Genomic DNA, 17,262 nt, shown 5'->3' on the forward strand with positions numbered 1-17,262 from the left:
TCTTTTAGACCTCATGATTGGGGTGAACTGACTGGACCTGTCGCGCTTCTGTGCCGCCCCAAGTGCTCGTTTAAGCCACCTGTCGTTCGAAAGCGACGGGACTTTTCCAGCCAAATGCTGAGTGACGGCGGCGCGGGTTATAGAACCCGTTGATGTGTTCGAAGATAGCCATCTCAGCCTGCCGCCGCGTTTCCCATGATCGCCACTAGATCAGCTCGGCCTTGATAGATTTGAAGAAGGTCTCGAGGGCCGCATTGTGATAGCAATTTCCTTTGCCGCTCATCCACTGCCCGGCAGTGCATGTTTACATGCACGAGAGGGGACACGCTGAACCCGTGTTGTCGCAGGATTTTCTGATAGTCGTGAGAAAGCGCCTCTGGCGGTCCCTGACGTATGAGTGCGTCTATTTGCACGCCTTGGAGACCGGTTCGCAAGCGAAGGCGGGCATTGGCCGATGGATCACCCTTTTGCAATCACCAGCGGTCCTACTCCGCCCAACCGCCCGCTGTGATCTAATTCACTCATCCCGGAAATCGTCCAGCGGATGATGAGTAGTTCATTACTGCACGATGAACTCGAATGTCGTCCGCACCTAGTCGGGATAGCCCGCCCGACCGATCGCCGCATAGGCCTCGAACCCCGCGGCCTGCGCATCCTCGGCCGAATAGATGTTGCGCAGATCGCCCAGCCGGGGCGTCGCCATGCCCGCCGCCAGCGCCTTGAGATCGAGCGCGCGAAACTCGTTCCACTCGGTCAGGATGACCAGCAGGTCGGCATCCTTCGCGGCGCTGTAGGGGTCGCTTTCCCAGCTCACCCCGGGCAGCAGCGCCTCGCCCTCGCGGCGGCCCTGCGGGTCGACGACACGGACGCGGGCCCCGCCACCGACCATGGCGGGCACGATGGTCAGGGCAGGGGCGTCGCGCATGTCGTCGGTGTTGGGCTTGAAGGTCACCCCCAGCACGGCGATGGTGCGGCCGTTGAACGACCCGCCGGCAAGGTCCATCAGCTTGTCGACCATGCGGCGCTTGACCTCGTCGTTGATCTTGATGACCGCCTCGGTGATCTGCATCGGCGCGGCATGTTCCTGGCCGATCCTGGCCAAGGCCTTGGTATCCTTTGGAAAACACGAACCGCCATAGCCCGGACCCGCATGCAGGAAGGTCTTGCCGATGCGCCCGTCCAGCCCCATCCCCTTGGAGACCTGCTTGACGTCCGCGCCGACCTTCTCGCACAGCGCCGCGATCTCGTTGATGAAGGTGATCTTGGTCGCGAGAAAGGCGTTGGCGGCGTATTTGATCATCTCGGCGGATTCGAGATCGGTGATGACGATGGAAAAATCGCGCAGGTAGAGCGGCTTGTAGATGTCCATCATGACCTGGGCGGCGCGCTCGGTCTCGACACCGACGACGACGCGGTCGGGCTTCATGAAGTCGTCGATCGCCGCCCCCTCGCGCAGGAACTCGGGGTTCGAGGCGACGTCGAAATCAAGATCCGGATTGGCCGCCCGTACCACGTCGCGGACCTTCGCGTTGGTGCCCACCGGCACGGTCGATTTGGTGACGATGACCAGGTAATGATCGGCGACGCGGGCGATTTCCTCGGCGGCGGCCATGACATAGGTCAGGTCCGCATGGCCATCGCCGCGCCGCGTCGGCGTGCCCACGGCGATGAAGACCGCGTCCGCGTCCCTGATCGCGGCCTCGAGATCGCGGGTGAAGGTCAGCCGTCCCGCGGCAACGTTCCGGGCCATCAGCACATCGAGACCCGGCTCGTAGATCGGCACTTCGCCGCGCTCCAGCATGGCGATCTTGCGCTCGTCCTTGTCGACGCAGGTGACCTCGTGGCCGAAATCCGAAAAACACACGCCCGAGACGAGGCCCACATAACCGGTACCGATCATCGCGATTTTCATGAAAGCCCATCCTGTTCGTCGTAAATCCGTTGCAGGCCTGCATGGGGCAGGGGGTCGCATGTGTCAATTGCGGGGCAGGGGCGCGCGACCGTCTTTCCATTTGTCAAATACGCATGGTGCCCGCGGGTCACGCGCGCGTGGACAGGGCGGGGTGGGGCCGGTATCACCGGGCGGACCGCCCCGAGGAAAGCCAGACGCCAGCATGACCGCCCCCCGTACCGCAGCCCGGATCGCCCGTTCGGTCCTCGAGATCGAAAGCGCGGCGCTCGCCCGCCTCGCCGAAGAGATCTCGCCCGAGATCGAGGAGGTGGTCACCCGCCTTCTGGCCATTCCCGGGCGCATCGTGGTCTCGGGCATGGGCAAGTCGGGCCATGTGGCGGCCAAGATCGCGGCGACGCTGGCCTCCACCGGCAGCCCGGCGCAGTTTGTCCATCCGGGCGAGGCGAGCCACGGCGATCTCGGCATGATCACCCGCGACGATGCGGCGATCCTGATCTCGAACTCGGGCGAGACGCGCGAACTGGCCGACATCATCGCCCATACACGCCGCTTCCGGGTGCCGATGGTGGCGATCACCCGCAAGGCAGACTCGACCCTGGCCCGACAGGCCGATCACCTGCTGCTGCTGCCCGACGCGCCCGAGGCCTGTTCGATCGGCATGGCGCCGACCACGTCGACCACCATGACCATGGCGCTCGGCGATGCGCTGGCGGTGGCGCTGATGGAGGCGCGGGGCTTCGATCGCGAAAGCTTCCAGGTGTTTCACCCGGGCGGCACGCTCGGGGCGCAGCTGCTCAGCGTCGGCGCGGTGATGCATCGCGGCGCGGCTCTGCCGGTGGTGAGCCCGGAGACCGGCATGGGCGAGACGCTGCTCGAGATGACCGCCAAGGGCTTCGGCGTCGCGGCGGTGGTCGAGGACGGGCGGCTCACCGGTGTGATCACAGACGGCGACCTGCGCCGCAATCTCGACGGTCTGATGGGCCGGCGGGCTGGCGACGTGGCCACCGGGCAGCCCCGCACCGTGTCCCCCGACGCGCTGCTGGTCGAGGCATTGGGCATCATGAACGAACGCAAGATCTCGGCGCTGTTCGCGGTCGACGAGGGCGGCCAGCTTCGGGGGCTGGTGCATATCCACGACGCGCTCAGGGCAGGTGTCGCATGAGCGCCGTGGTCTTCATCCCCGCGCGCTATGCCTCGACGCGCTATCCGGGCAAGCCGCTGGTCGATCTGACCGGTGCGACCGGGCGCAAGGCGTCCCTGATCCAGCGCAGCTGGGAGGCGGCGCAGAACGTGCCCGGCGTGGCCCGCGTCTGCGTGCTGACCGATGACGACCGCATCCGCGATGCCGCCGAGGGCTTCGGCGCCGAGGTGCTGATGACCAGCAGCGCCGCCCGCAACGGCACCGAACGCTGCGCCGAGGGGCTGGCGCAGCTTGGCACCGATCCCGATATCGTGGTGAACCTGCAGGGCGATGCGCCGCTGACCCCGCCCTGGTTCCTCGAGGCGCTGATTGCCGCGATGCAGGCGGACGGGGCGGTGCAGATGGCGACGCCCGTGCTGCGCACCGACCGCGAGACGCTGGGCAACTTCCTGGCCGACCGCAAGGCGGGCCGGGTGGGGGGCACCACCGCGGTGATGCGCGGCGATGGCACCGCGCTCTATTTCTCGAAAGAGGTGCTGCCCCATGTCGGCAACCTCGCCGCGCCGCCCGAGGTCTGGCACCATGTGGGCGTCTATGTCTACCGGCCTGACGCGCTGCGCGCTTACGGTTCATGGGACGAGGGCCCGCTGGAGCGCGCCGAGGGGCTCGAGCAGTTGCGCTTTCTCGAAAACGGCTGGCCGGTGCGTTGCGTCGCGGTCGACGCGCGCGGGCGCATGTTCTGGGAATTGAACAACCCCGTCGATGTCGCCCGGATCGAGGCGGTGCTGCAACAGGAAGGGATCGCATGAAAGACGTGACCATCGGCGAGATAACAGTCTCTAACACGGCCCCATTCGCGTTGATCGCGGGGCCCTGCCAGCTTGAAAGCCTGGACCATGCGCGCATGCTGGCGGGCCGGATCGCCGCCGCCGCCGAGGCAGCGGGGGTGCCGTGGATCTTCAAGGCGAGCTACGACAAGGCCAACCGGTCCTCGCTGGGCGGCAAGCGTGGCCTCGGGATGGAGGAAGGCCTGTCGATATTAGGCTCTGTAAAGGCCGAATTCGGCGTTCCGGTGCTGACGGACGTGCATGCGCCCGATCAATGCGCACCGGTGGCCGAGGTGGTGGATGTGCTGCAGATCCCGGCGTTTCTGTCGCGCCAGACCGACCTGTTGCTGGCCGCCGGAGAGACGGGGGCCGCGATCAACGTCAAGAAGGGCCAGTTCCTCGCGCCCTGGGACATGGAGAACGTGGCCGCCAAGATCGCGTCCACCGGCAATGCGCGGATCATGCTGTGCGAGCGCGGCACCTCGTTTGGCTACAACATGCTGGTGTCGGACATGCGGTCGCTGCCGATCATGGCCAGGACGGGCTATCCGGTGGTGTTCGACGCCACCCATTCGGTGCAGCTGCCGGGCGGGCAGGGGGCGTCGTCGGGCGGGCAGCGCGAGTTTGTCGAACCCTTGGCGCGCGCGGCGCTGGCGGTGGGCTGTGCGGCGGTCTTCATCGAGACGCATGAGGACCCGGACAACGCCCCCAGCGACGGGCCGAACATGGTCGAGATCGGCGGGCTGGCGCGGCTTCTGAAGCGGCTCGCGGCGATCGACGATCTGACCAAGGGGCTGTGAGGGGCAGCTTTGGCGGTGCGGCGTCAAGCGATGAACCCAGGCCCGGAATCAAGGCCGCTTGCGGCCGTCGGGCCAGCGCCGGACCGGCCCCACCGGTCTGGCGCTTTGGTGACGTGGGCGCGCCGCGCGGGCGAAGCAATGATGTGACGAGATAAAGCGCCGATCTCAGCCGTCGTAGCGCCAACCCGCCGGTCCGGCGCCGGCCCGACTTCCCGGCGTTTGGCCCGAGGTGCGGTCATCCTCGGGCGCGACCCGAGGACCTGATCCCGGAAGCGCTTGAATGCGAGCGGCATCTGCTAGCCCCCCTCAAAACGTCTGGTCGTACTCCCCCACCCCCGGCTCTTCGCGGATCACCGCATCAAGCGCGGCAAAGATGGCGCGCAGTTCGGCCTCGCTCTCGGCGCTTTCGCAGACCACCACCAGGTTCGGCGTGTTCGACGAGGCCCGCACCAGCCCCCAGGAGCCGTTATCGAGGATCAGCCGCGCGCCGTTCACGGTGACCACCTCGGTCACCTTCCGGCCCGCAAGCGCGGTGAGGCCCTGAAGTCGGGTCACGATCCGCGCGAGGATGTCGTATTTCTCGGTATCGGCGGCATGGGGCGACAGGGTCGGCATCGACCAGGTGCGGGGCAGGGCGCGGTAGAGGTCGGACATGGACGCCTGCGGGTTGCGGTCGAGCAGCTTGCACAGCTCGACCGCCACCCGAAGCCCGCAATCGTAGCCCCGCCCGATGGGCGCGGCGAGGAAGTAATGCCCCGACTTCTCGAAGCCCGCGAGCGCACCCAGATCGCGCACCCGGCGCTTCATGTGGGAATGCCCGGTCTTCCAGTAATCGGTGCGGGCGCCGTTTGCGCGCAGCACCGGATCGGCGGCGAAAAGCCCGGTGGATTTCACGTCCGTGACGAACGTTGCGCCGGGATAGAGACGGCTCAGATCGCGCGCCAGGATCACGCCGACCTTGTCGGCGAAGATCTCTTCGCCGGTATCGTCCACGACGCCGCAGCGGTCGCCGTCGCCGTCGAAGCCAAGCGCCAGATCCGCGCCCGAGGCCTTCAGGGCGGCGGACATGTCGTGCAGCATCTCCATCGCTTCGGGGTTCGGGTTGTAGTTGGGGAAGGTGTAGTCGAGGTCGCAATGCAGCGGCACCACCTCGGCCCCGATCCGTTCCAGCAGCTCGGGCGCGAAGGCCCCCGCGGTGCCGTTGCCTGTGGCGCAGACGACCTTCAGGGGGCGCGACAGGCGAAAATCGCCCACGAGATCGTCGAGATAGGCCGCGCGCACCCCCGGCACCTGCCGCCAGGATCCGCCGGGCCGCGCCACGCCGCGCCCGTCCAGCACGATGTCGCGCAGCTCGGCCATGTCGTCGGGGCCATGGGTGAGGGGGCGGTCGAACCCCATCTTCACCCCGGTCCAGCCATTGGGATTGTGCGACGCGGTGACCATGGCGACCGCCGGCAGATCGAGGTGAAACTGCGCGAAATAGGCCATCGGCGACAACGCCGGGCCGATGTCATGCACCGCGACGCCTGCCTGCACCAGCCCCAGGATCAGAGCCTGTTTCACCGCAAGAGAGTAATCCCGGTAGTCATTGCCCACCGCGATGCCCGACAAGCCGCGCGCCTGCATCTGGGTGCCGAGACCGAGGCCAAGGGCGGTGATGCCGGGCAGGTTGATCTCGTCCGGAAAGCGCCAGCGGGCATCGTATTCGCGAAAGCCGGTGGGGGCGATCATCGGCTCGGACAGGAAGGCGAAGGTGTTCTGCGTGACGGTCGGGTGAGGGCGCATGCGGGGTCCTTTGGGCAGGGCAAATGAGGCTTGCAGCATCGGCAACGTGACGTCAGGGTCGGCAGGCGGAGGTGCCGGGATGAAGCGGGTCGATATCGTCAAATGGGTCGCCACCGCGGTCCAACTTGTGGGCTACGGGCTTACCGGTCTCAATATCGTGCCCTGGAACGTCTTTGCATTTTTCGTCGGGATCATCCTGTGGTTCCTTGTCGGCGTCATGTGGAAAGACCGTGCGATCATGGTGGTGCATCTGGGGGCGTTTGTGGCGATCGCGACGGGCTATCTGAACGCGTGACGCGCCGGGATACATGCCTCCCATAATGCGTTTTATGGTAAGTCAGGGTCGATTCACCCCCTCGAAGGCGGGCGCGAAAACGGGCGCGAAGACTGGGGCGAAAAGCGGGGCGATGCGGCGGGCGGCGGTGTTGGTCAGATGGTTGTTGTCGAAATACTGCCCCGTGCCGTCATTGATCGCAAAGCAGCGATCGGCGTCGCAGAGATAGGGCCAGGGATCGAGGCGGATGACGTCCTGCCCGGACCAGAGCGCGCGGGCACCGGCGATGCGGGGGGCAAGATCGGCGCGCGCGACAGAGGCCTGCGTGACCGGATCGGCGGCCAGCGGCCACCCGGCATGGGCGGTTTCGCGGGCGGCGATGCGGCTGTCATAGCGCGGGATCTCGGGCGGTTGGGTCAGCACGAAGACCGGGCCGAGTTGCGCCTGCAGCGCGGTGACGGTGTCCGAGGCGGCGGCTCGCAGGGCCTCGGGGCCGGTTTCGGGGCCCGCAGCGGCGCCATCCACGCGGGCGACCGCGATGCGGTTATGGGCATCGAGGCCAACGCCCTGCCCGGTCGCGTAGTAATTCCAGCGGCCGATCAGCAGCACCCGCGCGAGGCTGTGGGTCGCGGCGATGGCGTCCTTGATCTGCGCATTGGCATCGGTGCAGGCGGCATCCTCGGTCGGGCTGGCCGCGCTTTCGGTCTTGGCGATGCCGAACAGCGGCGGGCACCCGGCGCGCCAGATCGCCCATGTGGGCACATCCGCGTCGCGCGCGGCGGTTTGCAGCCCCGCATGGGCGGCGCGCAGATGGCTGTCGCCCCAGATCAGCACGCGCGGCGGCCCGTCGGGACCAAGCGGGCAGACCTCAAGCCCGGCGAAGGGGCCGTTTGCGGGCACATGGCAGCGGCTGAAATCCTGCAGGAAATCGTCGGAGGCGGCGATATGCACCCGCGCGTCGGCACCGAAACGCGATGGCACCCCGTCTTTCAGATAGGCCAGCGCACCGAAGGCGATGGCCGCGCCGCTGGCTGTGATCACAAATGCCAAAAGCGCCCTGCCCGAGGCCATGCGCCCCCGGCGCACCGGTGTTTCGACCAGGGCCCAGGAGGCAATGGCCAGCCCGAGGGACAGCGCCATCCAGAGCGCGGCTTCCCACCAGCCCGCATAGCTTCCGCGCAGCTGGTGCGACAGGGTCACCACCGGCCAGTGCCAGAGGTAGAGCGAATAGGAGATGCGCCCGATCCAGACCGCGCCGGGATGGCGCAGAAGGGCACCGACACCGGCCCCCGCGCCGGACCACAACAGCCCCAGCGTGCCCAGGGTCGGTAGCAGGGCCCAGGCCCCGGGAAAGGCGGATCGGGCATTAACAGAGACGAATCCGACGCAGATCAGCCCCAGCCCGAGCCAGCCCGCCCAGACCGGGCCGGACGCGGGCCGCTGACGCATGAAGATCGCCAGAAGCACGCCTGACAGCAGCTCCCACGCGCGGAAGGGAAACAGGTAGAAGGCCGCCTGCGGATCGCGCGGCGTGATCCAGAGACAGGCGGCGAAGGAGGCCGCCCAGATGACCGCCAGGGCCCCCAGAAGCGCGCGGGGGCGGCGGGCCAGCAGCAGGATCAGCAGCGGCAGCACAAGGTAGAACTGTTCCTCGACCGCCAGCGACCAGGTGTGCAGCAGGGGCTTGTCCTCGGAGGCGGTGTCGAAATAGCCCGCCTGGTCGTAGAACAGCACATTGGCCAGATAGACCGAGGCCGCGATCAGCGCCTTGCCGTATTCGCGGAACTCGAAGGGCAGAAGCAGCGCCCAGGCGACCAGGCTGGTGACCACGGCCATGGCGAAAAAGGCGGGCGCCAGGCGGCGGAAGCGGCGCAGGTAGAAGGCCCCGAGGTCGATGCGGCCGGTTGCGGCGCGCTCGGCCCAGAGCAGCCCGCCGATCAGAAAGCCCGAGATCACGAAGAACACGTCGACCCCGGTGAACCCGCCCGGCAGCGGCGCCCCGAAGTGGTAGAATACCACCGACAGCACCGCGATGGCGCGCAACCCGTCGATATCGGCGCGGTAGGGCAGACGCGGCGCGGCAGGCCCGCGCACCGATCGGCGCACGGACTGGCGCACCGGCTGGGCGGCAGGGCCGTTCATGGGCGGGCCGTCGGAGCGGGCCGTCGGGCGGGGCAAAGCGGCATCAAGCGGGCGGGATCCTTTGGGGCGCGCATAGGGGCGCGGGCAGTCTTGGCAGAATGCGTGGCCATTTCCATGGACCAAAGCGGGCTTTTTTCAGATCCGGGGCGGCTGTGGCCGATCAGCCTTAAACGGAATTTAAGGCTTGGCGTGCTCACTGGGGGGGTCTTCGACCGCTCACAGGAACCCCGTTCATGCTTCGCCGCCTTGCCGCGCTGTTCGATCTTTATGCCGCCACGCGCCTTCGGGCCGCCCGGGCCGGTCCGCCGATTCACGATTCGCAAGGCGACAGGATCGGGCATGTGGACCGGGTGCTGTACGACCGCGGGCATCTGGTCGTCGAAGGCTGGGCCGACGCCACGGGGCTGACCCTGCTTCTGGGCGGGGCGGTGGCGCGCGGCGGGGCCGACCTCTTGCGCCCGGATGTGGCGGCGACGGGGCGACGGGCCGGGGGCTTTCGCCTCGATGTGCCCGCCCGGCCCCGCGACCTGATGCGCAGCGCGGCCCCGGGGCTGGCGCTGACCGAACGCGCCGGTGCGGCGACGATCCCGGCGCTCAGCCTGCCGCTGCCCCGGCTCGGGCGCTGGCGGCTGCTGCCGGGGTTTGCGGTGGCGATGGCGCATGTGCTGCCCGCGGCCCTTGCCTGGCGGGTCAGCCGCGACCCCCGGCACCGGCGCCGGGTCAAGGCGGGGCTGGGGTTGCTGCCGCCGCCCGAGGCCGGGCCGCTGTTGCCGGGATTGCTGCGCGACCGGGCGGAACCAGAGCCTGTGTCAGCCCGATCCATCACCATCATCCTGCCGGTCTATAACGGTTTTGCGCTGCTGCCCGAGGTGCTTGACCGCATCGAGGCCCATACCGACCTGCCCTGGCAGCTGGTCGTGGTCGAGGATCGATCGCCCGATCCCGCGGTGCGCCCCTTCCTGCAGGACTGGGCGACAGAGCCGCGCCGCGCCTCGCGCGTGGCATTGCTGGAAAACCGCGAGAACCTGGGCTTCATCGGGTCGGTCAACCGCGCCTTCGCCCATGTGCTGGCGCGGCCCGGCTCCGGCCCGGTGGTGCTGCTCAATGCCGATGCGCTGGTGCCGCGGGGCTGGGCCAGCCGCCTGATCCGGCCCTTCGACCATCACGACGGGGTGGCCACGGTGACGCCCGCCTCGAATGCCGCCGAGATCCTGTCGGCCCCGGTGATCTGCCGCGACGTGCCGCTGAGCCCGGGCATGGGCGATGCGATCGACGCGGTGGCCGCGCGGCTCGATCCGGACGGGGCGCTGTGCGACCTGCCGACCGGCGTGGGTTTCTGCATGGCGATTCGCCGCGAGTGGCTGGCGCGGCTGCCGCGCTTCGATCCGGCCTTCGGGCGGGGCTACGGCGAAGAGGTCGACTGGTGCCGCAAGATCGCCACCATGGGCGGGCGGCACCTGGGCCTTGCGGGGCTTTACGTCGAACATCGCGGCGGTGTCAGCTTCGGGCCGGAAAAGGCCATCCTGCTGGCGCGGAACGGGGCCGAGATCAGCACCCGCTATCCGGAGTTCGATGTCGAGGTGGCGCGCTTCAAGGCGGTCGATCCGCTGCGCTCGGCCCGGGTCGCGCTGGCGCTGGCCTGGGCGGGCGCGGTGGCGCGCGGCGCACCGGTGACGGTGATCCTGACCCACAGCCTGGGCGGCGGCGTCGAACGGGCCACCGCCGCCCGCATCGCGCGGACGCTGGCGGCCGGGCAGCCGGTGGTGCGCCTGCGGGTCGGCGGCGCGCGGCGCTGGCAGCTTTCGGTGATGGCATCCTGGGGCGTGACCGGCGGCGAATGCGACGCGGCCGAGGTGATCCACGATCTTCTGGGCCTGCTGCCCCGGCGGCACGTGGTCTATGCCTGCGGCGTGGGCGATCAGGACCCCTACGTCCTGCCCGCCTTTCTCAACGATCTGCTGCGCCCCGGGGACAGTGCCGAGCTGGAGCTGCACGATTACTTCCCGCTCTCGCCGGCCTATACGCTCTGCGATGCCGACGGGGTCTATCGCGGCCTGCCGCAGGACGGGACCACCGATGCCGCCCACCAGGTGCTGCGGCCCGATGGCAGCGCGGTGTCGCTGGCGGCATGGCGCGCGGCCTGGCACGGCTTTGCCGCGCGCGCCGAGGTGACCTGCTTTTCCGAGGCCTCCGCCGCGCTGTTGCGGCGCACCTGGCCGGACCTGGCCGCCCGCACGCAGGTGGTGCCGCATCCCCTGCCCGACCCGCCCGAACGGGTGATCCCGCGGCCCGGTCCCCGCCCCGTCATCGGTGTGCTGGGGGCGATCGCGCCGCAGAAGGGGGCCGACGTGGTGGCGGCCCTGGCCCGGCAGACCCGGGGCCAGGTCCGGCTGGTCCTGGTCGGAGAGATCGCGCCCGAAACCGCCCTGCCGGTGCATGTCACCCGCACCGGCCGCTACGTCCCGTCCGAGATCGCCGACCGGGCGCGGCTGCAGGGCATCACCCATTGGCTGATCCCCTCGGTCTGGCCCGAGACCTTCTGCTTTGCGCTGCACGAGGCGCTGGCCACCGGGCTGCCGACGCTGACCTTCGATCTGGGCGCGCAGGGGGATGCGGCCCGGGCGGCCCCCAACGGCATCCCCCTGCCCTACCGCCCCGGAGAGGCGGCGGCGATGGCGCGCGATGTGCTGACGGGCGTACTGGCCAGCGGTTCGGGCAGCGGTCTGATGGCTGCATCCCGCACCGCCGCGGATCAGGCGCATGGCGGCGAAAGCGCCCCTGCGCCCAAGCCCGAGCCGCCGCGCCTGACCGGGACGGGCTGAGCCATGGGCGAGGTTACCATCGGCTGGCTGCGCGCCCGCGGGATCGAGGCGCTGCCGCGTCCCGGCGGCAAGGTCCGCCTGCCGCCCCGGGGTCGGATCGAGGCACCGTCGAGCCTGAAATGGACCCAGTTCGAGCAGCTGCTCGACCTCGGGGCCTTTTCCTACCAGGTCTCGGGCCATGCCTGCGCGGCGCGGATCGGGCGCTATTGCTCGATGGGGGAAGACGTGCAGATCGGGCGGCAGAACCACCCGATGCACTGGGTCTCGACCAGCCCGGCCTTCTACCTGGGCGATAGGTTGTTCGATCTCGGCGATGAATTCGCCGGGGCCGAGGACTGGCACGGCACCGCGCCGCCCCGTCCCGCCAACGGCCCGCCGACACAGCTGAAGGAAACCGCGATCGGCCATGACGTCTGGATCGGGCATGGCGCGGTCATCGCCGCGGGGGTCACCGTGGGCCACGGCGCGGTGATCGGCGCGGGGTCCGTGGTGACCCGCGACGTGCCGCCCTACGCGGTGGTGGCGGGCGCGCCTGCCCGGATAAGGCGCATGCGGCATCCGCCCGACCAGGTGGCGGCCTTCCTGCACCTGCGCTGGTGGCGCTTTGCACCGTGGCAGCTGGCGCATCTCGACCCGTCCGATCCGGGCGGCTTCCTGCGCGGGTTGCGCGCGATGAAGGACGCACCCGATTTCGCCTTCGACACACTTGACCTTGCAGAGGTGGCCTGATGACCGACGCCGCACCCGCCACCGCGCCCAACGCCCATGCCACTGCCAGCGCACCCGCCGGTGCCACTGCCAACGCACCCGCCGGTGCCACTGCCAACGCACCCGCCGGTGCCACTGCCAGCGCATCCGCCGGTGCCATGGATGCCGCCAGCGTTCCGGCCCCGATCGTGTTCCTGCACATCCCCAAGACCGCCGGGCAAAGCGTGCATCACGCGCTGATCGGGGCCCTGGGGCAGGACGCCGCCTCGCCGGTTCGGGTCCATACCCAAGCGGCGCGCGGGCGGGCGCAGTTTCCGCCGGGATACAGGCTCTATTCAGGCCATATCGACTGGGAGGCGCTGGAAAGCCTTGGCCCGCGCGCGCGGGCCTTCACGGTGCTGCGCGATCCGCTGGAACGGATCGCCTCGTTCTATCTCTATCTTCGCCGCAAGGCCGCCGGGATGGCCGGGGACGTTCTGGCGCGGCCCGAACATACCGGCCTTTTCCGCGCCCATCACTGGAAGACGGAGGCCTATTTCTTTGGCGGCGATCCGGGCTGGCGGCGCTTTGTCGAGGATCATTACCGCGCGCCCTATTGCAGCTATCTCGCCACCCGGCGGATCCGGGGCTGGGCGGCGGTGGCGGACCTGCCGCGGCCCGAGCTGATCGCGCGTGCCGCGACGGCGGCGCGGGGCCTTGCGGGGGTCTATGACGTCGCCGATCTGGCCCCCCTGAGCCGCGATCTCGGGCGCTGGACCGGCAAGGATGTGCAACTGCCCCGGATCAATGCCGCCCCGGGCCACGGTGCGCGCTGGCCGGAGCTGGCCGCGCGCCTGTCGCCTGCCGGGGTCGAGCGGCTGGTCGATTGGGTGACGCCCGATCAGGCGCTGATGGCGCGGCTCGGTCTGGACCGGGTGGCGGCATGATCGGCCCGGGTGGCCTGTGCGGTCTGAGTGGCCTGGAGAGCCTGTGCGGGACGGACGAGATGCGCGCGCCAGCCCGCCCCCTGCCCGGCGGCAAGCGCGGCGATGGCCGCCTGCGCCCCGGCCGTCAGCGGCACCGCATCGAGCGCGGCGAGATTGGCCGCCACCATGCGCCCGTATTCGCCCGTCGCCACCATCCGGGCCCGGCGCAGCACGCCGGCAATGCCGCCGCGATGGCCCAGCGTGCTGCCGTGGTGCTGCCGGTAGAGCAGCCCCGGGGCGGCATCGTGGAGCAGGCGCCCGCCGGTTCCGGTCAGCACCAGCACCGACCACCAGTCATGGAACGGCACGGCGGCGGCGCGCGCGGCGGCCACGGTTGCAGCGACCCGGGCCGCCGCCTCGGGCGACAGCACCAGCCGGTTGCCGCCGGGGGGACGCCCGAGCAGCAGGGACGCGAAATCCGTGGGCCCGGCGCGACCGGTGCAGCCCAGCGGGCGCAGGGCCGCATCGCTGGGTACCGCGCGGCAGGCCAGCCCCAGCGCCGCGCCCGGATCGAACCGGGCCAGAGCGCGGGCCAGTTTCTCGGGCAGCCAGACATCGTCCTGGTCGCAGAAGGCCACCGCCCGGCCCGGACCCTCGGCCACGGCGACCGACAGCGCGGTCAGGAAATTGGCCGAAAGCCCTGCCCTCGGCCCGGAACAGAGCCTGACCCGCCCCGGATGATCCGCCGCGAAGCGCCGCAGGATCGCCACCGTGGCGTCGGTCGATCCATCGTCCGAGGCGACAAGCCGCCAGTCGACCCCGCGCTGCGCCCTGAGGCTTGCCAGTTGCGCGGGCAGATGCGCGGCCCCGTTGCGGGTCGCAAGAACGATGGTGACGGCGTCGGTCATGGGGCGCTCCTTGTGATGCCCATGGTTCTAGACCTGACCCCTTACCGCTTTCTGAACGCCGCCCTGTGGACCGCCGGGGCACCGGGCCGTTGCCCGCAGCCCCCCGTCCCGACAAGAAGGAGAGGGCCATGACCACCGCCCGCCCGAAGCCAAGCCCGCCGGTCGATCGCAGCGCGCTGTTCGAAACGCTGCGCCGCACCGACCCGCAATCCAAACCCCCGGCAAAGCCCCCCGCGAAGGCCCCGAGCCCGGTCCAGACACAGGTCCAGACGCAGACCATCCTGCCGCTGCCCCGGGTCCGGCCCGCGCGGCTCAGGCGCAGGCATGCGGGCATCGCGGTCTCGGCGCTGCTCTGCGTGGTGCTGCCGGTGATGGTCACGGCCTGGTACCTGTGGGAACGGGCGGCGCCGCGCTACGTCTCGGAGGCGGGGTTCTCGGTGCGCTCCGAAGACAGCAATTCCGCGCTCGAGCTGCTGGGCGGGGTGGCGGACCTGTCGGCCTCGTCCTCGGACGACACCGACATCCTGTATCATTTCATCCAGTCGCCGGGGCTGGTGGCGCGGCTCGATGCGCGGCTCGATCTGCGCGCGCTCTGGTCGCGACCGGGCAGCGACTGGCGCGACCCCGGCAGCGATCCGGTCTTTGCCTATGACGCCCCTGGCACGATCGAGGATCTGACCCGCTACTGGCGCGACCGGGTGCGGATCGAGCGGATGGCGGGGACCGGGCTTCTGGCGCTCGAGGTCGAGGCCTTCACCCCGCAAGAGGCGCAGACCATCGCCGCGGCGGTGGTGGCCGAAAGCGCCGCGCTGACCAACCGGCTGTCGGCCGCCGCGCGCGAGGATGCCATCGGCTATGCCCGCGACGAGCTGGGCCGCGCCAAGGCGCAGCTTTCGGAGGCCCGCACGGCGCTGACGCGGTTCCGCAACCTGACCCAGATCGTCGATCCGGTGTCGGCCTTGCAGGTGCAGACCGGGGTGATGTCGTCGCTGCAGGAACAGCTGGCCCAGGCCATCATCGAGCTGGACATGATCCGCCAGACCGCCCCCGATGCGCGTTTTCGCATCGCCGGGGCCGAACAGCGCGTTGCGGTGATCGAGGCCCGACTGACCAGCGAGCGGTCGCGGTTCGGCCCCGGCGCGACGGGGGCCACAGGGGGCACAGCGGGCACGGGCAATGGCGCGGCCTTTGCCAACCTGGTCGGCGAATACGAGGCGCTGGCCGTCGATCTGCGCTTTGCCGAAGAGAATTACACCATCGCCCGCGCCAGCCTCGAGGCGGCGCTGGCCGAGGCCAACCGGCAAAGCCGCTACCTGGCGCTGCACCTGGAGCCGACCCCGCCCGAGGCCGCCCTGCGCCCGCAGCGCTGGATCACCCTGGGGGCGGTGGCATTTTTCGCGCTGATCGGCTGGGCGCTGACGGTGCTGTCGGTCTGGGCGATCCGGGACCGGCGCTGATGGTGGTGCTTGAGAACCTCGAAAAGAGCTTTGCCCGCGACGGCGGTCGGGTGGTGGTGGCGGACGGCATCTCGGCGACCTTTCCCGCCGGGGCCTCGGTCGGGCTGCTGGGGCGCAACGGGGCCGGAAAATCGACCCTGTTGCGGATGATCGCGGGCACCTGCAGGCCCGATGCGGGCCGGGTGCTTACGACCGGGCGCATTTCCTATCCGGTGGGGCTGGCCAGCGCGCTGCACGGCGATCTGACCGGCGCGCAGAACACCCGTTTCGTGGCGCGGCTCTACGGGGCCGAAACCGCCGATGTGTGCCATTTCGTCGAACGGTTCGCCGAACTGGGCGATGCCTTCCGCGCGCCGGTGCGGCACTATTCCAGCGGCATGAAGGCGCGGCTGGCCTTCGGCATCAACATGGCGCTGGATTTCGACACCTACCTGCTGGACGAGGCGCTGGCGGCGGGCGATGCGGCCTTCCTGCAGAAATCCCGCGCCCTGCTGCGCGCCCGTCTGGCCCATGCGGGCGCCATCGTGGTCAGCCACGCGGTGGGCCAGATCCGCAAGCTGTGCGACATGGGCGCGGTGCTGGAAGGCGGCCGGCTGACGCTGTTCGACGATGTCGAGGACGCCATCGCCCATTACGAAACGAGGCACGCCGCATGACCGCCGCCGCCCTGCCCCTGCTGCCGCCGGTGGCGTTGCCCGACGGCGCGCGGATGCTGTTCGTGATCGGCGCGCAGAAGGCCGGCACGACCTTCCTGCACCGCGCCCTCAGCCAGAGCCCCGAGGTGCATCTGCCGCCCGTGAAAGAGCTGCATTATTTCGACATCCGCGGCGGCATGGGCAAGCTGTCCTGGCAGACCCGCACCACCGAGATGACCCGCGCGACCGAGGCGCTGGCGCAGGCCGGTCCGACCGGGGCGGCGCTGGCGCGGGCGCGGGCGGCGTTCGACCTTCTGGCGATGATGGGCGGGACAGGCAACGGCCCCGACCGGCACGCGCCCTATCTCGATTACATGCTGGGCGGCTGGTCGGGGCAGAAGCTGGTGGCCGACATCACCCCCGCCTACGCGATCCTGCCGGCGCGCGATTATGCCGACATGGCGACGATCGGGCAGGCCCGGTTCGTCTTTATCCTGCGCGATCCGGTGGCGCGCATGTGGTCGCAGATCCGCATGGCCAGCGGCGTGCAGCTGGGCCCCGGGGCCACGGCGGAAGCCCTGGCCGAGACCGCGGAGGCGCGCGCGCGCTACCTGCTGGAGACCGGGCGTCTGCCGAAGATCGAGCGGGCCGATTACGACCGCACCCTGCGCGCGCTGGAACGGGCCGTGCCCGAGGCGCGCCGCCAGGTGATCTTTTACGAGGATATGGTGCGCGACGCCGATGCGCTGGCCGGTCTTTGCGGGTTTCTGGGCATCGCCCCGGTGCTGCCCGATCTGGCGTCCCGGGTGAACGAAGGCGCGTCCCTGCCCCTGCCCGAGGATCTGGCGGCGGCGTTCCGGGACGCCTTCGCGCCGCAATACGACGCGGTGCGCGCCCGTTTCGGCGACGCGGTGCCTGCGGGCTGGCATGGCTGAGGGGTTGAGGG

14 protein-coding genes and 1 pseudogene are annotated in these 17,262 nt (G+C 69.8%); 10 read left to right on the forward strand and 5 right to left on the reverse strand.

Translation table 11 applies throughout. The features are described 5' to 3' along the window. Positions 1-70: 70 nt before the first annotated feature. Together ACXYMN_RS15270 and ACXYMN_RS15275 are read right to left on the reverse strand one after the other, a co-directional pair. Positions 71-368: pseudogene (locus tag ACXYMN_RS15270) on the reverse strand (IS3 family transposase); the annotation flags it as partial. Between the two features lie 224 nt (positions 369-592). Continuing rightward, a complete protein-coding gene (locus ACXYMN_RS15275) occupies positions 593-1,912 on the reverse strand; it encodes a UDP-glucose dehydrogenase family protein (RefSeq protein ID WP_459014586.1) in 1,320 nt (439 codons plus the stop codon). Positions 1,913-2,114: 202 nt separating this feature from the next. On the opposite strand from ACXYMN_RS15275, the gene ACXYMN_RS15280 reads away from it, so the two are divergent. The 3 genes from ACXYMN_RS15280 to kdsA are packed head-to-tail and all read left to right on the forward strand — an operon-like array spanning position 2,115 to position 4,680. Then, complete coding sequence (locus ACXYMN_RS15280; RefSeq protein ID WP_459014587.1) at positions 2,115-3,074, forward strand: KpsF/GutQ family sugar-phosphate isomerase; 960 nt, start codon at positions 2,115-2,117, stop codon at positions 3,072-3,074. After that, positions 3,071-3,862 carry a 3-deoxy-manno-octulosonate cytidylyltransferase gene (locus ACXYMN_RS15285; protein WP_459014588.1) on the forward strand — a complete coding sequence of 264 codons (792 nt, stop codon included), beginning with the start codon at positions 3,071-3,073 and terminating at the stop codon, positions 3,860-3,862. The genes ACXYMN_RS15280 and ACXYMN_RS15285 overlap by 4 nt, the downstream gene beginning before the upstream one ends. Next, entirely contained in the window at positions 3,859-4,680 is an 822-nt protein-coding gene (gene kdsA / locus ACXYMN_RS15290) for a 3-deoxy-8-phosphooctulonate synthase (RefSeq protein WP_459014589.1), read from the forward strand. The genes ACXYMN_RS15285 and kdsA overlap by 4 nt, the downstream gene beginning before the upstream one ends. Before the next feature lie 306 nt (positions 4,681-4,986). Here kdsA and ACXYMN_RS15295 read toward each other — a convergent pair whose 3' ends face one another. Next, positions 4,987-6,465: a phosphomannomutase/phosphoglucomutase gene (locus ACXYMN_RS15295; RefSeq protein WP_459014590.1), complete on the reverse strand. Its 1,479-nt coding sequence runs from the start codon at positions 6,463-6,465 to the stop codon at positions 4,987-4,989. Positions 6,466-6,544: 79 nt separating this feature from the next. Between ACXYMN_RS15295 and ACXYMN_RS15300 the strand changes: the two genes are divergently transcribed. Further along, positions 6,545-6,760 carry a DUF6552 family protein gene (locus tag ACXYMN_RS15300; RefSeq protein ID WP_459014591.1) on the forward strand — a complete coding sequence of 72 codons (216 nt, stop codon included), beginning with the start codon at positions 6,545-6,547 and terminating at the stop codon, positions 6,758-6,760. A 42-nt stretch (positions 6,761-6,802) separates the two neighbouring features. Here ACXYMN_RS15300 and ACXYMN_RS15305 read toward each other — a convergent pair whose 3' ends face one another. Next, the gene (locus tag ACXYMN_RS15305; RefSeq protein ID WP_459014592.1) at positions 6,803-8,881 is read right to left on the reverse strand and encodes an acyltransferase family protein; all 2,079 of its coding nucleotides are present in this window, start codon (positions 8,879-8,881) and stop codon (positions 6,803-6,805) included. 233 nt (positions 8,882-9,114) lie between these two features. On the opposite strand from ACXYMN_RS15305, the gene ACXYMN_RS15310 reads away from it, so the two are divergent. Genes ACXYMN_RS15310 through ACXYMN_RS15320 form a run of 3 tightly spaced genes read left to right on the forward strand, consistent with a single transcriptional unit; the run spans position 9,115 to position 13,337 of the window. Continuing rightward, a complete protein-coding gene (locus ACXYMN_RS15310) occupies positions 9,115-11,703 on the forward strand; it encodes a glycosyltransferase (protein WP_459014593.1) in 2,589 nt (862 codons plus the stop codon). A gap of 3 nt (positions 11,704-11,706) precedes the next feature. Then, positions 11,707-12,432, forward strand: a complete 726-nt coding sequence (locus tag ACXYMN_RS15315) for a CatB-related O-acetyltransferase (RefSeq protein ID WP_459014594.1) — start codon at positions 11,707-11,709, stop codon at positions 12,430-12,432. Continuing rightward, positions 12,432-13,337 carry a sulfotransferase family 2 domain-containing protein gene (locus ACXYMN_RS15320; protein WP_459014595.1) on the forward strand — a complete coding sequence of 302 codons (906 nt, stop codon included), beginning with the start codon at positions 12,432-12,434 and terminating at the stop codon, positions 13,335-13,337. Before ACXYMN_RS15315 ends, ACXYMN_RS15320 begins: the two co-directional genes overlap by 1 nt. Here ACXYMN_RS15320 and ACXYMN_RS15325 read toward each other — a convergent pair. Next, a complete protein-coding gene (locus ACXYMN_RS15325) occupies positions 13,292-14,224 on the reverse strand; it encodes a glycosyltransferase (protein WP_459014596.1) in 933 nt (310 codons plus the stop codon). The genes ACXYMN_RS15320 and ACXYMN_RS15325 overlap by 46 nt on opposite strands. Positions 14,225-14,352: 128 nt before the next feature. On the opposite strand from ACXYMN_RS15325, the gene ACXYMN_RS15330 reads away from it, so the two are divergent. Genes ACXYMN_RS15330 through ACXYMN_RS15340 form a run of 3 tightly spaced genes read left to right on the forward strand, consistent with a single transcriptional unit; the run spans position 14,353 to position 17,251 of the window. Continuing rightward, a complete protein-coding gene (locus tag ACXYMN_RS15330; RefSeq protein WP_459014597.1) occupies positions 14,353-15,681 on the forward strand; it encodes a capsule biosynthesis protein in 1,329 nt (442 codons plus the stop codon). After that, the gene (locus tag ACXYMN_RS15335; protein WP_459014598.1) at positions 15,681-16,337 is read left to right on the forward strand and encodes an ABC transporter ATP-binding protein; all 657 of its coding nucleotides are present in this window, start codon (positions 15,681-15,683) and stop codon (positions 16,335-16,337) included. Before ACXYMN_RS15330 ends, ACXYMN_RS15335 begins: the two co-directional genes overlap by 1 nt. Beyond that, entirely contained in the window at positions 16,334-17,251 is a 918-nt protein-coding gene (locus ACXYMN_RS15340) for a sulfotransferase family protein (RefSeq protein WP_459014599.1), read from the forward strand. Before ACXYMN_RS15335 ends, ACXYMN_RS15340 begins: the two co-directional genes overlap by 4 nt. The last annotated feature ends 11 nt before the right edge of the window (positions 17,252-17,262 follow it).

The sequence above is a fragment of the Roseivivax sp. CAU 1753 genome (genome assembly GCF_054482575.1).

Excerpts from the sequence above, each read along its gene's own strand:
- ACXYMN_RS15275 (WP_459014586.1), bottom strand. The coding sequence starts at position 1,912 with ATGAAAATCGCGATGATCGGTACCGGTTATGTGGGCCTCGTCTCGGGC.
- ACXYMN_RS15280 (WP_459014587.1), top strand. The coding sequence starts at position 2,115 with ATGACCGCCCCCCGTACCGCAGCCCGGATCGCCCGTTCGGTCCTCGAG.
- ACXYMN_RS15285 (WP_459014588.1), top strand. The coding sequence starts at position 3,071 with ATGAGCGCCGTGGTCTTCATCCCCGCGCGCTATGCCTCGACGCGCTAT.
- kdsA (WP_459014589.1), top strand. The coding sequence starts at position 3,859 with ATGAAAGACGTGACCATCGGCGAGATAACAGTCTCTAACACGGCCCCA.
- ACXYMN_RS15295 (WP_459014590.1), bottom strand. The coding sequence starts at position 6,465 with ATGCGCCCTCACCCGACCGTCACGCAGAACACCTTCGCCTTCCTGTCC.
- ACXYMN_RS15300 (WP_459014591.1), top strand. The coding sequence starts at position 6,545 with ATGAAGCGGGTCGATATCGTCAAATGGGTCGCCACCGCGGTCCAACTT.
- ACXYMN_RS15305 (WP_459014592.1), bottom strand. The coding sequence starts at position 8,881 with ATGAACGGCCCTGCCGCCCAGCCGGTGCGCCAGTCCGTGCGCCGATCG.
- ACXYMN_RS15310 (WP_459014593.1), top strand. The coding sequence starts at position 9,115 with ATGCTTCGCCGCCTTGCCGCGCTGTTCGATCTTTATGCCGCCACGCGC.
- ACXYMN_RS15315 (WP_459014594.1), top strand. The coding sequence starts at position 11,707 with ATGGGCGAGGTTACCATCGGCTGGCTGCGCGCCCGCGGGATCGAGGCG.
- ACXYMN_RS15320 (WP_459014595.1), top strand. The coding sequence starts at position 12,432 with ATGACCGACGCCGCACCCGCCACCGCGCCCAACGCCCATGCCACTGCC.
- ACXYMN_RS15325 (WP_459014596.1), bottom strand. The coding sequence starts at position 14,224 with ATGACCGACGCCGTCACCATCGTTCTTGCGACCCGCAACGGGGCCGCG.
- ACXYMN_RS15330 (WP_459014597.1), top strand. The coding sequence starts at position 14,353 with ATGACCACCGCCCGCCCGAAGCCAAGCCCGCCGGTCGATCGCAGCGCG.
- ACXYMN_RS15335 (WP_459014598.1), top strand. The coding sequence starts at position 15,681 with ATGGTGGTGCTTGAGAACCTCGAAAAGAGCTTTGCCCGCGACGGCGGT.
- ACXYMN_RS15340 (WP_459014599.1), top strand. The coding sequence starts at position 16,334 with ATGACCGCCGCCGCCCTGCCCCTGCTGCCGCCGGTGGCGTTGCCCGAC.